Source organism: Rhizobium sp. NLR22b (assembly GCF_019685295.1).
Classification (GTDB): domain Bacteria; phylum Pseudomonadota; class Alphaproteobacteria; order Rhizobiales; family Rhizobiaceae; genus Rhizobium.
Window position 1 is genome coordinate 565217 of record NZ_JABDWM010000001.1, and the last position, 14049, is coordinate 579265.

11 protein-coding genes and 3 pseudogenes are annotated in these 14049 nt (G+C 62.6%); 4 read left to right on the forward strand and 10 right to left on the reverse strand.

Annotated elements, in window-relative coordinates:
* Window positions 1-10: 10 nt before the first annotated feature.
* Window positions 11-493 carry a RidA family protein gene (locus HJC00_RS02650; protein WP_221163597.1) on the reverse strand — a complete coding sequence of 161 codons (483 nt, stop codon included), beginning with the start codon at window positions 491-493 and terminating at the stop codon, window positions 11-13.
* Window positions 494-585: 92 nt separating this feature from the next.
* Window positions 586-1020, reverse strand: a pseudogene (locus HJC00_RS02655) (cupin domain-containing protein).
* 116 nt (window positions 1021-1136) lie between these two features.
* Here HJC00_RS02655 and HJC00_RS02660 point away from each other — a divergent pair.
* From HJC00_RS02660 to HJC00_RS02675, 4 genes are all read left to right on the forward strand, one after another.
* Entirely contained in the window at window positions 1137-2669 is a 1533-nt protein-coding gene (locus tag HJC00_RS02660) for a winged helix-turn-helix domain-containing protein (RefSeq protein ID WP_221124281.1), read from the forward strand.
* 90 nt (window positions 2670-2759) lie between these two features.
* Window positions 2760-3116, forward strand: coding sequence for a nuclear transport factor 2 family protein (locus HJC00_RS02665; protein ID WP_210629385.1), 357 nt, complete (start codon window positions 2760-2762; stop codon window positions 3114-3116).
* Between the two features lie 384 nt (window positions 3117-3500).
* Entirely contained in the window at window positions 3501-5048 is a 1548-nt protein-coding gene (locus tag HJC00_RS02670; protein ID WP_221124282.1) for a bifunctional diguanylate cyclase/phosphodiesterase, read from the forward strand.
* A gap of 329 nt (window positions 5049-5377) precedes the next feature.
* On the forward strand, window positions 5378-5788 hold the full coding sequence (locus tag HJC00_RS02675) for a GFA family protein (RefSeq protein WP_210629387.1): 411 nt from the start codon (window positions 5378-5380) through the stop codon (window positions 5786-5788).
* Between the two features lie 263 nt (window positions 5789-6051).
* Here HJC00_RS02675 and HJC00_RS02680 read toward each other — a convergent pair whose 3' ends face one another.
* From HJC00_RS02680 to HJC00_RS02710, 8 genes and pseudogenes are all read right to left on the reverse strand, one after another.
* Window positions 6052-7089, reverse strand: a complete 1038-nt coding sequence (locus HJC00_RS02680) for a proline racemase family protein (protein WP_221153826.1) — start codon at window positions 7087-7089, stop codon at window positions 6052-6054.
* Between the two features lie 108 nt (window positions 7090-7197).
* Window positions 7198-8448 carry an FAD-binding oxidoreductase gene (locus HJC00_RS02685; RefSeq protein ID WP_210629389.1) on the reverse strand — a complete coding sequence of 417 codons (1251 nt, stop codon included), beginning with the start codon at window positions 8446-8448 and terminating at the stop codon, window positions 7198-7200.
* Window positions 8449-8633: 185 nt separating this feature from the next.
* Window positions 8634-9909, reverse strand: a pseudogene (locus tag HJC00_RS02690) (alpha/beta hydrolase).
* Window positions 9910-10505: 596 nt separating this feature from the next.
* A complete protein-coding gene (locus tag HJC00_RS02695) occupies window positions 10506-11387 on the reverse strand; it encodes an aldo/keto reductase (RefSeq protein ID WP_210629391.1) in 882 nt (293 codons plus the stop codon).
* Window positions 11388-11716: 329 nt separating this feature from the next.
* Entirely contained in the window at window positions 11717-12379 is a 663-nt protein-coding gene (locus tag HJC00_RS02700) for a class I SAM-dependent methyltransferase (protein WP_210629392.1), read from the reverse strand.
* Between the two features lie 246 nt (window positions 12380-12625).
* Window positions 12626-12922 carry a hypothetical protein gene (locus HJC00_RS02705; RefSeq protein WP_210629393.1) on the reverse strand — a complete coding sequence of 99 codons (297 nt, stop codon included), beginning with the start codon at window positions 12920-12922 and terminating at the stop codon, window positions 12626-12628.
* A gap of 153 nt (window positions 12923-13075) precedes the next feature.
* Window positions 13076-13442 (reverse strand): annotated as a pseudogene (locus tag HJC00_RS32310) (cell surface protein).
* Window positions 13443-13631: 189 nt separating this feature from the next.
* Complete coding sequence (locus tag HJC00_RS02710) at window positions 13632-13952, reverse strand: hypothetical protein (RefSeq protein WP_221124284.1); 321 nt, start codon at window positions 13950-13952, stop codon at window positions 13632-13634.
* Between the last annotated feature and the right edge of the window lie 97 nt (window positions 13953-14049).

Consider the following 14049-nt stretch of genomic DNA (forward strand, 5'->3'; position numbering starts at 1 on the left):
TGCGCTTCCGTCACCCGTCGATTTCGACTTCCGCTTCGCAGTTCACCGGCGCATTCAAGGGGATGGCCATGCCGATGGACGAGCGGGCATGGGCGCCGACATCAGGCCCGTACAGCGCCAGGATCAGATCCGAATAGCCGTTGGTGACCAGCGGCGTTTCGTTGAAGTCAGAAGCAACGTTCACCATGGCGAAGACGCGAAGCCATGCCGTGACCCGATCGAGGTCTCCGAGGGCCCGCTTGAGGCTGGCGAGATGGGCGAGCGCAACGAGCTGCGCCGACGCGTAGCCCTCCTCCGGCGAAACCTCGGCGCCCACCTTGCCAAGGGGATTTGCCAGTGTTCCATCGCGGTTGCACGCGACATGACCGGAAATGTAAGCGCGCGTGCCGCGCAGGCGAACCCAGGCGAAGGGCAAACGCAGCCCCTCGCGAACCTTCAAAGGCTCGGGCAATTCCAGACCCATTTCGGCCAGACGTTGTTCGATGATGGCCATAATGCACCTCCCGGTGTGGTTGGAGCATGCCGCGCAAAAGCCTGCGGCGGTTTTGCGCCCCGGAGCCGTTGCAGGGTTCCGGGCGACATGCATCAGGGGACGATCGTGTCGAGCTCCGGCATGAGAACGACGCTCTCATTGGCTGCGGGGTCGTTGCGAGCGCCGAGAAATTCGGCGTCTTCGCTGCTGCGGTTGACGGCGACATGCGGAACGCCGGCCGGAATGAACAGGTAATCGCCGGGGCGAACCGTTTCACACCGTTCCAGCGCTGCTCCCGACCAGATCTCGATCTCCCGACCGGCGGTCATCAAAAGCGCCGTCTCGTGTCCCTCATGGCGGTGGGCGCCGGTTCGCCGCCCCGCGGGCAGCGAAATCGTCCCGAGCCACAGCATGGTTGAGCCGGTGCTTTCAGCCGAGACGCCGGAACAATAGACCGATCACTGCCTGGCGACATGGCTGCCGCCGGCGCGCACGACGCTCGCAAGGAATGGTTCGGATTTCTTCGATTGCGTTGCCTGGTTCGTCATCGCTCTCACCACTTCGACCGCTGCGATGGCGCCACTCTGCGCGCTCAGCCGGCGCAAGTCCTGAAGCAGAGCCGAAAAATTCCGAAAAGCTGCGAAATCGGCGTATCATTGCGGCCATGAACACGCAGCCCCTTGCATTCGGTCACCTCAGGTTCATTGCCGAGAACGGATGTCTGCTCCGCGACAACAGGCCTGTCGCCATCGGCGCCCGCGGCGCCTCGCTGCTCGCCGCACTGCTTTCGGCACAGGGCGGTGTGGTCTCGAAGTCCGCCCTGATGGACGCCGTTTGGCCGGGATTGGCCGTCGAGGAAAGCAATCTTTCCGTTCAGATTGCCGCCCTTCGCAAGCTGCTCGGACCCGCATCGGACGGCGGCGAATGGATCGTCACGGTCCCTCGGGTCGGCTACAGATTTTCCGGTGAGGTGGAGAGCCGCACTGACGGCGCCGATAGCGGCCGGCATGCCGAGGCCGGTCCGATCCCGGGAATTGCCGTCCTGCCGTTCGAAAATCTGGGCGGCGATGCTGAAAGACAATATCTCGCCGACGGTGTCGCCGACGACCTGATCATGGCGCTTGCCCGGTTCAGATGGTTCCGCGTCGCTTCACGGGGGGCGAGTTTCAGCAGGAGGAATGGCTCGAAGGATCCGCAGTCTGTCGCGCGCGACCTCGGCGTCGATTTCCTGGTGGATGGGGCGATCCGCCAGAGCGGCAATCGGATCCGCATATCGGTGCACCTCGCCGAGACCGCGAAAGGCGCCACGATCTGGTCCGAACATTACGATCTTCAGCTGGCCGAGCTCTTCGCCGTGCAGGACGCCATCGCCGAGCGGATTGCAGCGGCGGTCGAACCCGAGCTGCTGCTGCGCCACGGGCTTCCGGTTGCTCCCCATACCGGCAACATCACGGCCTGGGATCTCGTGCGGCAAGGCACGTTCAATTTTCACAAGGTCACGCAGCCCACCCACCTTCTCGCACGCCGTTTCTTCCGCGACGCGGCTGGGCTCGACCCCATGCTTCCGGAAGCGCAGATCTGGCGGGCGCGGGTGAATGCCGGCCTGATCGCCTACGGCTGGACTGATAACCCTGCGGAAGACGGCAAGGAAGGATTGGATGCGGCGCTGCGGGCCATCTATCTCGACGCGCGAAATCCGTACTCACACTATGCGCTGGCGATCGTGTCGGTTTACACGGGCAGACCCGAGCAGGCGATCCTGGCGGCGGAACGGGCGATCGAGCTCGGTTCGAGCTTCGCCCTGGGGCATCTCGTCCTCGGCATGGCTCGCCTGTTTTGCGGCGATGCGGCCGGCGCGCTGAAGCCCTTGGCGCACGGCCTCGAACTCAACCCGCACGATCCGCAGAACGGCGTCTGGTTCAGCCTGCTGATGCTCGCACGGTTCTTTTCCGGCGACGTCGACGGCGCGCTCGAGACCGGGCGTACGGCGCTGAAGGCGCGGCCTGACTGGCCGGCGCTGCTGCGCATTCAGGCGTGCTGCCACCGGGCCTTGGGAGATCGCCAGCAGGCGCACCGCTTTGCCGCCGCGGCAAGCGATCTTCCCGAACCAGCCGGCGATGCGCTCGGTCCGTTCAGAGCTGGCAACACGGAATGGGCGGTCCGCCTGAACGGGCTGCTGCGCGAGGCGGAGCTTTGAACCGGTTGACCGCTTAGAGCAAAATGAAGGAGATGGTTCGTCGCGAAGCGGGCTCGAAACGCAACCCCGCACCTCTGAAAGGAGAGAGCAATGGACGGCGATGTCAAAATTCTTCAACACATCTACGAGCGCTTCAACTCACGGGACATAGACGCCGTGCTGGCAGCGCTGGCCGAAGATGTCGTCTGGGCCAACGGCATGGATGGCGGCCACGTCCATGGGCGCGAGGCGGTGCGGGAATATTGGACGCGTCAGTGGTCGATGATTGATCCCCACGTCGAGCCCTTCGGTTTTCACCGGACAGCGGACGGCGCAATCATCGCCGACGTCCGGCAGTCGGTCCGTGACCTGCAAGGCCAACCCCTTCAAGGACAGAAGACGGTCGGGCACATGTTCCGGTTCCGGGACGGCAAGGTGACCCGCTTCGACATTCGGGATGCCGCCTGAATTCGGCGAGCCGGATCACCCCCCCTCTCCCCGACGGGCCTTTGATGGCCAAGATGTAGCACGTCGGTTTCGGCGTCGAGCGCAATGAGCCGCGTCCAATTTGCGACGAAGATATCCGTTGCGCGCAGCGAACCGTCCACGTCTCGGACCCGGAAACGCGCGGTTAACCTTCGAAGACCACACTGATATTCCGGACTTTTCGATGCCGCGCAGCTAACCGATATCGAATTGCCGACGCTTTCACTCCGCCCAAATGAGTTGTGGCGGCCTTCTATCCCGTCGATGCCGTCCTACGGCGACGGGGTTGCCGATGGAAAACTGTCGCGGACGATGCGGTCTGCTGGCTGGCCATGATGGCTCTTCACACACCAGGAGCCTGTTCATATGCCTCGCATCCGACCCACCAGACCGCAGATGGAGATATTGGCCTGGCTCCTGATCTTCCTGCTTCTCTTCTGCCTGTCCTGGCGCTTCCAATGGCATGAGGGGCTGGATGAGTTCATCGAGAAGCATGATGACTTTCCGCTGGACCACGCGCTGCTTGCCCTCAACATGTCCGGCTTTCTCGGGCTGATCTACTCGGCGCTGAGGATCCGGGATCTCTCGATAGAGGTTAACCGCAGGCTGCAGGCCGAAAAGAACGTGGACTGGATTGCCTGTCACGACACGCTGACCGAATTGCCTAACCGCAGATTTCTGGAGTCCGTCTGCGCGCAATCGATGATCGATCAACGGGCGCCCGAAAGCTATGCCGTGTTCAGCATCGATCTCGACGGCTTCAAGAAGATCAACGACCTCCTCGGGCACGATCACGGCGATGCGGTGCTGAAGGCCGTCGCTCAGCGGCTTTCTTCCCTCTTTCCGCGTGAGCGCGTTTTCCGCCTCGGTGGCGACGAGTTCGTCGTTCTGGCGCGGCGCACCGGAAATGCCGATCTCGTCGCTTTGGGGAACCGCATCGTGAACGCGATCAGCAAGCCCTTCACATTCAATGGCGTCGCCGTCGATCTCGGCGCCAGTGTCGGACTCGCGCTCCATCCTGAAAACGGCGACGATCTAAGCCAGGTCATTCGCCATTCGGACTGTGCGATGTATGTGGCGAAAAAGCAGGGGCGCAATCTGGTGAAGCCCTTCGTCCCTTCGATGCAGGAGGAGTTGGCGAAGCGGATCCGGGTGGAAGCGAATCTGCGAGCCGCCATCAAGAACGCTGAGATCGTTCCTTATTATCAACCTCTCGTCGACCTGAAGACGAAGGAAATTATCGGCTTCGAAGCGCTGGCGCGCTGGAAGACGGCATCCGGCGAATTCATCCCGCCGAACGAGTTCATTCCCGTGGCGGAAGAGGCCGGTCTGATCGTCGACCTGACGGACCAACTGCTGCGCCGTGCCTGTGGCGATGCGCTTTCCTGGCCAAATCATCTGGTTCTGTCGTTCAACCTGTCTCCGATCCAGCTGAGCGACCGGTTGCTGGGCCTCAGGATTCTGAAGATATTGGGCGATGTCGGCCTGCCCGCGCACAGGATCGAGCTGGAGGTGACGGAGAGCGCCATCATCCAGGATGCCGTCACCGCACGAATCGTCCTCGACGATCTGGTGAACGCCGGCGTCCGGATTGCTCTCGACGACTTCGGCACGGGCTATTCCAGCCTCTCGCAGCTCTCGAACTACCGGTTCGACAAGATCAAGATCGATCGGAGTTTCGTCGCTTCGTTCCAAACCAACGACAAGCAGGACAAGGTGATCAAGGCCATTATCGCTCTCGGCGCGGGCCTCGGCGTGACGATAACGGCCGAAGGCATCGAAGAGGAAAGCCAACTTCAACGGCTTCAGGATCTCGGCTGCGATATCGGCCAAGGTTACCTGCTTGGCAGGCCGGCGCCGGCCGAGAGCCTTGCCGCAGATCAGGTCAGCGCCAGGATAGCGCAACGTCGCTGATGCGCCGACGGGTCGTCGAGGCTGGCTTGGAAGTCTTGTCGCACTGTTTCGAAAGACGAGCGGCCAGTATTAAACAAATGGTCAGGTGGGCTCGCGTGTCATGCTGCACATCTTCTGTTTTCGCCTGTCTTCAGCGCAAGACCGCTGCACGCAATTGCGCGACATGCTCTAGACTTCGGCAGTTTGCCGATTTACGCTGGTATTCGCGAGCCTGAAACTGCATCAGGTCTCGGCCCTTGCGCAACGCCGACCGCAGTGAGTCTCGGTTCCGGCCTGCTCCTCAGCCCACAATGTCAACGTATCTCACCGCGCAAGCGGAAGGAGTTTCCATGGCCGATGCCCAATGCGCCTGTGGCGCTCTCCAATTGAAGCTTAGCGAACCACCACGATTGACCGCGCTGTGTCACTGTTATGCCTGCCAGCGGCGAACCGGTGCACCATTCAGCGCCAATGCGTTCTACTCGATTGACTGTGTCGAAATATCTGGAACGTCTACGGAATTCATTCGGACCGCCGACAGCGGTCGTCAGGTCCGCATGCATTTCTGTCCAACGTGTGGGTCGACCGTCTATTGGAAGGCCGATGCCGCGCCACTTTGGATCGGGGTGGCGATCGGGTCACTTGCCGACCCGGCCTTTGCGCCGCCTGAACTATCGGTATTCGAGCAATCGAAACATGGATGGGTGCAGCTTGCGGAAACGGTCGAGCATTTCCAGGGCCGTCCAAGCGGCCGGACTTAAATCAAGCTGGGAGCCTCGGTCCAAGGTCATTGCGGTCCGGTTGCGCATAATGGCTGCCACTCACCCTAGCCCTTACCTGGGTCGAGCCACTGGTCTCGACCCGTCCTGCGGACCCCCGTAAACGGGGCGAGGGGACATGCCCTGCGAGAGGTTGGTGGGGAACGGAGAGGTCGCGGCATGGTCCCTTCGCCCCGTTTACAGGGAGAAGGTGGCGGCAGCCGGATGAGGGGCCGGCTTGCCCAATCTCCTCGGTTCGACGCCGCTCAAATCTCCCCAGCTTGCGGCCCCCAGACATCCGTCAAAGCAAAGCCGCCGGGGTGCGGGTCGAAGGGATCGAGCGCGACCTGGGTGAGGCCGAAGGTGAAGCCGCGGCCGGTGATGGTGGGGATGACCGCCGGGCGGCCGGCGACTTCGGTCACTGCCTGCAGGCCGACCTCGAATTCCGAGCCAATGATCGACTTCGAGGTGAAGACGTCACCGACCTTGGCCTTGCCGCGGGCATAAAGGGTGGCGAGATTGGCGGAATTGCCGGTGCCGCAGGGGGAGCGGTCGGCCCGGCCTGGCCACATGGTGGTGCAGGTGCGCACCGTGCCGTCCGGCTCGATATCGCGGAACATCACATAGGCGACGCCTGAAATCGCCGGGATTTCGGGATGGACGACCTTAATGTCGCGGTTGATCAGCTCTTTCAGGATCATGCCGGCCTGGACGAGGCCGGCCGCATTGGCCTTCTCGATCGTGAGATTGATCTGGCCGACATCGACGAGGGCATAGAAGATACCGCCATAGCAGAGATCGGCTTTGATCTTTCCCCAATGGGGCGTGTCGATCCCGATGTCGAGCTCATGGACGAAGGAGGGCACCATGGTGAGCTTCACCTTCTCGCAGCGCCCGTCGCGGCAGGTCGCCACCGCCTTGACGAGACCGGCCGCGGTCTCCAGCGTCACGATCGTCTCCGGCTCCTTCATTTCGACGATGCCGGATTCGAGCAAGGCCGTCGTCACGCAGATCGAGTTCGAGCCGGAGCTCGCATGTGCCTGGTCGGGCTGCAGGATGATGAAAGCAGCGTCGGCGTCGGGGTGCCTCGCCGGCAGCAGCAGGTTGACCGAGCCGATCGGAGCACCGCGCGGCTCCAGGCAGAGAAAGCGGCGAAGCTCGTCACCTTTCGGATCGGTGTTCAGCCAATGCAGCTGGGCGGCGATGGTATCGCCGGGGATCTTCGGAACGCCGCCGATCGCGACGCGACCGATCTCGCCCTCGGCATGAACGTCCAGCAGCTGGATCGTGCGCTTCCATCTCATCTCGAAACTCCAGTTCGGACGTGACGGCTGATGCCGCCGACGCGGTTCTAACTTTTGTTTTAACGCAATTCCGAACGGAAAACCGCTTCACACTTTTCCTGGAATTGCTCAGTATCGGTCTATCCGGAACGGGGTCATGTCGACCGACGGTTTTGCTCCGCTCACCATATCGCCGATCAACCGCGCTGTCGTCGCGGCATATGTCAGGCCGAGATGGCCATGGCCGGTGGCATAAAAAACCCCCGGCATCTTCGAGGACGGCGAAATGATCGGGATCGTATCGGGCAAGGCCGGGCGGTGACCCATCCATTCCGTCGTCTCCTCGGCCTTCAGCCCGGGAAGCGCGCGCTGGGCGTGGCGCACCAGCACCCGCGGACGGCGGAAATCGGGAGCGGCGTCAAGCCCGGCCAGCTCGACATTGCCGCCGACGCGGATGCCGCCGGCAGTCGGCGTCACCATGAAGGCGCGATGCGGCCAGATCAGCGAGTAACGCATGGAAATGCCGGGCTTCATGATCTGCGTGTGATAACCGCGCTCGGTCTCCAGCGGGATCGGTTCGCCGAGCTTGGCCGCCAGGAAACGGGTGTGGACGCCGGCGGCAAGCACAACGGAAGCCGCCTCGACACGGCTGCCATTGTCGAGGAGGACGACGACGCTGCCATCGCCCTTGCGCTCGATATTCCTCACGGTGCCGGAGACGAAGGTTGCGCCGGCCGCCAGGGCGGCGTCGGTCAGTTTGACCACCAGCTTGTAGGGATCGCGGACCGACTTATTGTCGGGGAGCAGCACCGCTTTGGCGATGACAGACGACAGGGCGGGCTCATAATATTGGATGGCGCCGTTGCTCAACACCTCGAATTCGAGGCCGTAGCGCTGCATCATGGCGAGGTGGCCGCGATCGGCGGTAAACTCAGCCTCCGTCTCGTAGATCGCCAGGCAACCTTCCTCGGTCAGCAGATCGGATGCGCCGATCGCCTTCAGCATTTCGCGGAAATCGGCGAGCGCCCGCAGCGACAGGCTCATGCCGGCATCCTCGATCTCCCTCAAGCGCGAAGGCCGGCCGGCGGCGAGGAAGCGCAGGAACCAGGGCAGCATCTTGGCGGCATAGGACGGCCGCAGCCAGACCGGGCCTTCGGGGTCGAGCAGCCAGCCGGGGATCTTCTTCCAGGTCGAAGGGCCGGAGCCGGCGGCGAAATCGAGCGCGATGCTCGCCATATTGCCGAAAGAGGTGCCGCGTCCGGGCTCACCCTTGTCGATCAGCGTGACCTGAAATCCGCGCCGCTGCAAATCGAAAGCGATCGAGGCGCCGATCACGCCCGCGCCGACGACAGCCACCTTCTTCTTCGTCTCATCCGTCATGCGATCAACCCACCCGCACGGCATACAGTATCGCCGTTCGCAAACCTGATATATCAGATCAGCGATGCTGCCTAGAGCGGTTCAGTTTTTCACGGAAACGCGGAACCGCTCTAACCTTTTGGATTTAGGCAATTCCGAAACGCGAAACCGCCGTGCACTTTTGCTGGAATTACTCCGCGGAATTCTTACTGGCTTTCGGGCAGGCCGGCGCCGACACTGTCACCGACCGAACCGACGGTGTTGTCCATCGACTGGCCGAGCCGCTTCAGCTGCGCATCGTAGTTGCGCCGGGTGCGCGGATCGAAGATTGCGATCGGCGTGCTGACGGCGACGCTGACCGCACTTCCGGCCGTCTGAGCCGCCCCCATCGCCACCGCGCCGACGGCCTCGCCGAGGCCGACATTGGAATCGGTGATCGTCTGGCCGGCAATCAGCCGGTCGCCGATCAGCTTCACCACTTCCGGGCTTTCGGCGAATTTGCCGTGGTTCAGCCGGTCGCCGCCCTTGAGCTTGGTGAGATCGAGCACGGTGATGCCGGCCGCCTCCAGCTTGCTGCGGTAAGGCTCGGCGGAAGGATCGATCTGGCCGAGCCGGTCGATATTGCCCGAGATGCGCCGCGACAGCGCCAGCGCCCGATCATCCCTGGAGACGAAGATGGTGAAATGCGGCCGGTCCTTGCCGAGGCTCATGAACTGCCGGCCGAAGACGTCGACATCGAGATCCGGCGAGGCAAGGATGACATTGTTGATCTTCGAAGCGACGTGACCGTTGCGGATCGCCATCTGCCGGAGTGCTTCGACGGTCAGCCAGGTGCCCATCGAATGGGCCATGACGGTGACGTCGCTGACGGCGGGATTGGCGGCGGTGCGGGTCAGCAGCTCTTCCAGCGCATCGCGGGAATAGTTGGTGCTTTCCTTGTCGTAATTGTAATCGAAGATGCTGGCGCGCGACGGCCAGGTGAAGACGACGGGCGCAACGTCGGCATGCGAATCGTGGACGATCTGCGCGAAACGATAGACCGCGTCTTCATAACGGTTGTTGAAGCCGTGCACGAAGACGAGCACGCGGCGGCTCTTCGGCATATGGGTTTTCAGCCAGCTCTCGCCTGCCCGCTCGCCCTCAAGCGGATCGACGGAAACGGTGACGAAGTCACGGAGCGGATCGGCCGGCAGGCGCTTCGGCCATTGCACCTGGCCGACCGTGCGGTTGGCTTCCGGCGGAATCGAGACATCGACGGCGTTCGGCAAGCCCCGTGCCGCGTTCGCCGGAGAAAAGCACGGCCGGGTTGTCATCGGCAGCGCGCGTCGTCGCCACCAGGAGATCGACCTTCGACGTGCCCGGAGGCACGGTGCCGGCCGCCTGCATCACCCCGACCGGTCGGCCGCCGCAGCCGGCGAGCACCATCGTTGCGACCAGAAGCCCTGTCAGAGCCGCATGCGAGCCGCGCCATCTGCCGATCATGACTAACTCCAACCGGTTCACGCGCCGGACAGACGGCACAGGTTCAAATAGTCCGGCGAAGGCTGTCGAGTCAAATTGTGCACGGCAAAGCAGCGCCGGCGAAATGGCATGAGGGGAAAAGAAAAGAGCCTGGCGCGGGAGGAGGTGCGCCAGGCTCTTGATCCTGACCGACAACTGGGAGGAGGAGTGTTGCCGGTCCGATGTAAGAGCGCTTGGGAGGAGGAGTGCGCTGCTTACGAAGATAGTGATACCCCATTCATTTGATCGGGAATAGCGAAATTACCGCAATGCAGCAATGCAATGAGCGCAATGCTCGCCACTTCAAGCGGCAGTGCGCGCCTCATTTTGCGGCATCTTTGACCGGGTGGTCAAAATTTGCTGAAAGATGTGGCAGTGGCGGCAGCCCCTCATCCGCCTGCCGGCACCTCTGCCTGGGTCGAGCCGCGGGTCTCGTCCCGTCCTTCGGACCCCCGTAAACGGGGCGAAGGGATATGCGGCAACCTCTCCGTCCCTCGCCAACCTTTCCCAGGGCACGTCCCCTCGCCCCGCGAGCGGAGAGAGGGTTAGGGTGAGGGGGCCGCCGCTTGCATCACTCCTCAAGCGGCCTTGAAGACCTTCCTGCCCTCGGCGTCCAGCGCGGTAAACTCCTCATCGGACAGCGTGATGTCCACCGCCGCGACGTTTTCTTCCAGGTGCCTGACCTTCGAGGTGCCGGGGATCGGCAGCATCACCGGGCTGCGCTTCAGCACCCAGGCGAGCGCGACCTGGCTGGGAGCGGCATTGTGCTTCCTGGCGATCGTATCGAGCAGCGAGCCTGATTTGGCAAGATCGCCGGCGGCGAGCGGATACCAGGGGATGAAGCCGATATTGTGCTTGGCGCAATAATCGAGCACGTCTTCGCTGGTGCGATCGACGAGGTTGTAGCGGTTCTGGACGGTGGCGACCTTGAAGTGCTTCGAGGCCGCCTCGATCTCGGCGACGGAGACTTCGCTCAAGCCCGCATGGCGGATGAGGCCGGCATCGAGCAGCGATCTGATCGCGTCAAACTGCTCCTTGGCAGGCACCTTCGGATCGATGCGGTGAAGCTGCCACAGATCGATCTGCTCGACGCCGAGATTGCGCAGGCTCTTATGCGCCTGCTGGATCAGATATTCCGGACGGCCGACGGGCAGCCAGATGTCGGGACCGTGGCGGGTGAGGCCGCCCTTGGTGGCGATGACGGATCCCGCGTCATAGGGATGCAGCGCCTCCTTGATCAGCCATTCGGAGACATCGGGGCCGTAGGAATCGGCCGTATCGATGAAATTGACGCCAAGCTCCGGCAGGCGCTTCAGCGTCCGCATGGACTCGGCATGGTCATCGGGCTCGCCCCAGATCCCCTTGCCGGTAACGCGCATGGCGCCGAAGCCGAGACGATTGACCTCGATCTCGCCGCCGATCCTGAAGGTTCCTGACTTGGCTGCGTTGTGACTGAACATGATCTTTCCTCCCTTCGTCACTAAAATCATTCAATGTCGATGAAATGGCCGAAGCCGCCCGCTTCGCCAGGGCCGGGATGCCGGGCTGGCGAGGATGGATCCAGTTCTGAATGTCTGCCGGGTCTGGTGATGCCCGGCATGGTGATGACCCGGCCGCCGCGGCGATATCGGACATGCGGCCGTGGCGACGCTTGCACATATAGGACGACCCCGACGGGATAACAGGGAGGGGCCGAAAACATCGTCCTTCGACCGGCGCCGCTGCGGTGCGCCGGAATATCGGCCGGGCTGCGACGAAGCCTGTCGCTTCCGCTCAGCCGTTGCCGCGTTCAGCCGGCCGATTCGCCGGAAAAGGCGGCGACTTCGATGTCCGCCTCGCGGTATCTCAGGCGCTCGCGCGAGAGTTCCAGCGGCTTGCGGCGCGAGATCCGGTAGACGGAGGCTGGCGGGAGGTTGCGAACCGTACCGCCGATGCGCACCGCCTTCAGGCCGAGGCGATCGAGGATCGGCCGCGGCACCGGGCAGCGCGGACCATAGGTGAATTGATAGACGGCTCCGCCCGGGCGCATATAGGTGAAGACGCCGGCAAGGATCGAGGCGATCTTGCGCGGCGACATCGACAGAAGCGGCAGCCCGCTGATGACGGCGCCGACCGGTTCGCCTTCGAAAATATCGGCCTGGGCAAGGTGGGCCGCGTCCATCTGTAATATGCGCGCCGCCGGGAACCGCGCCTGCAGCGCATCGATGAATTCCGGGCCGTATTCGATCAGCGTCAGATCCGTCTCGCTGATGCCGCGGGCAAGCAGCGCCCGGGTGAAGACGCCCGTGCCGGGGCCGAGCTCGATGATCGGCCCGTCGAGCGCCGCAATTTCGCTGGTCATGATCCTGGCAAGTGAATCACCCGACGGCGCGATGGCGGCCACCCGAAGCGGATTGCTAATCCAGGAGCGGAAAAAATGCAGGAAATCCGAGCATGCAGCCTTTGCGGTCATGACTGTCCCACCTGTCTGAAATTCAATTGATTATGAATGCGACCATCGCGGCTAGCATGGCAATTCCAAGGCAGAGACGTCAATCGCCCTTGTGAGCCGGCATTTCCCACCTCTTTTCCCACTGGCGTCCGGCATTTTTGCATCTATGCAGCTATGACATAGCGAGCGCCCTCGTCTGCGGCAAAAAGGGCGGCCGGGAAGCCGCCCCTCACCGCGATGGCCTGGTCGCCACCGCAAAGCGCCGCGTTAATAGTTGCAGCCGGAACTGCTGGTCGGATTGAAGCCGAGCTTGCAATCCATGTTCAGCGGCTTCTTCGGGTTCATCATGGAGGGCGAGGCCATGCCCTTCGGGTTGCCTTCACCGATCGAACCGGTCGTGCTCCTGTCGTGCTGCAGGCGGGTCTCATGCTCGACAACCTGCTGCTTGACCGAACCCTGCTGCGTCGCGCTCGACTGGAGGGGAGCCGCTTGCGCCGCGAAGGTGGCAAGGCCAAGCATCGCACCGAGGACCGCGGCGGCCAGGCCGCTCTTGAACGTCGTCATATTGTCATCTCCTTGGGAGGATCGGGTGATTTACGCCGAGGAGGTAGGAAGCGGATTTGTCACAATCTACCGCGACGCAATAGAGGTCACGAACATGTGAGCGGCGCCCGAACAGGAAAAAGGCGGCACGCGCCGCCTTTTTCATTTGCCGGCTCAATAGCCGTTATCACAGGGCATGCTGGACCGATCGACCCCGAAAACGTAGGGTTGCACATCGTCGGAGCCACCGGCCTGTCGACGGGTTGGCGGACGATGGAGTCGGTGGCGCCGGCCTCATCGCCGAAGGCGGCAAGCGGGTACCAGTAGCCATCGGAGTGACGGTGGGTGCCGGGGCGCTCCGTTCGGAAACCTCTATAGCCCTGCCAGAGACCGGCATGCGGCTTATATTGCACGGTTTTTGCTTCGGAAATATCGGGCGGTCGAACCGTTTGAACGGGAGCGGCTTCAGCTTGGCCGATCGGCGCAAGGGCGAGAAGTACACTGAACGCAATGGCGGAACGGACAAATTGAAGATCTTCATGTTAAACCCTCCTTCGTGGATTTAACCTGAGAAAATGCCGACACGAAGGGCGCGCTTCCCAGCGCGTGCGAAACTTCCAAAACTCGTGATTGCAGGCGATCCGGCGTGAGTTTTTCGCGAGAAAACGTGAAAGCTGTAACAGCAGAATGGCGCGATCCGGCGCTGGTCAAGAATGCGAATTCTCTGTTTTCAATTCGCGTATAATGCCCGGTAACCTTGGGCCGAGAGACAGGCGACATACTGGCGATGGGCGGCGGCGCGCGCCACGGTTTCCGCTTCGAACGCATCGGCCTGCGCATATCCGGTCAACTGGGCGCGCAGCTCATACTGGCGCTTCGCCTCGCCATACATGGCATTGCCGTCGGTCATGCAAAGGCTGTGCGCAACGGACGGCGGATTGACCGGTACGCCGACTGCCAGCAGCACCGGCTCGTTGGCATGGTCGATGCAGCCGGCAAGGGCGGCTATCGTCGCGAGAATCGCCAGGACCCGAAAAATTCCCACCGTCATGCATTCCTCCGAGATCATCAGGCCTGCGAATACATCAGGAAGGTTGCGCGAAGCTAAGCATGCGGGAAAACCAATGCCGCTGCCGACCGAGGACGGT

Excerpts from the sequence above, each read along its gene's own strand:
- HJC00_RS02650 (WP_221163597.1), bottom strand. The coding sequence starts at position 493 with ATGGCCATCATCGAACAACGTCTGGCCGAAATGGGTCTGGAATTGCCC.
- HJC00_RS02660 (WP_221124281.1), top strand. The coding sequence starts at position 1,137 with ATGAACACGCAGCCCCTTGCATTCGGTCACCTCAGGTTCATTGCCGAG.
- HJC00_RS02665 (WP_210629385.1), top strand. The coding sequence starts at position 2,760 with ATGGACGGCGATGTCAAAATTCTTCAACACATCTACGAGCGCTTCAAC.
- HJC00_RS02670 (WP_221124282.1), top strand. The coding sequence starts at position 3,501 with ATGCCTCGCATCCGACCCACCAGACCGCAGATGGAGATATTGGCCTGG.
- HJC00_RS02675 (WP_210629387.1), top strand. The coding sequence starts at position 5,378 with ATGGCCGATGCCCAATGCGCCTGTGGCGCTCTCCAATTGAAGCTTAGC.
- HJC00_RS02680 (WP_221153826.1), bottom strand. The coding sequence starts at position 7,089 with ATGAGATGGAAGCGCACGATCCAGCTGCTGGACGTTCATGCCGAGGGC.
- HJC00_RS02685 (WP_210629389.1), bottom strand. The coding sequence starts at position 8,448 with ATGACGGATGAGACGAAGAAGAAGGTGGCTGTCGTCGGCGCGGGCGTG.
- HJC00_RS02695 (WP_210629391.1), bottom strand. The coding sequence starts at position 11,387 with ATGTTCAGTCACAACGCAGCCAAGTCAGGAACCTTCAGGATCGGCGGC.
- HJC00_RS02700 (WP_210629392.1), bottom strand. The coding sequence starts at position 12,379 with ATGACCGCAAAGGCTGCATGCTCGGATTTCCTGCATTTTTTCCGCTCC.
- HJC00_RS02705 (WP_210629393.1), bottom strand. The coding sequence starts at position 12,922 with ATGACGACGTTCAAGAGCGGCCTGGCCGCCGCGGTCCTCGGTGCGATG.
- HJC00_RS02710 (WP_221124284.1), bottom strand. The coding sequence starts at position 13,952 with ATGACGGTGGGAATTTTTCGGGTCCTGGCGATTCTCGCGACGATAGCC.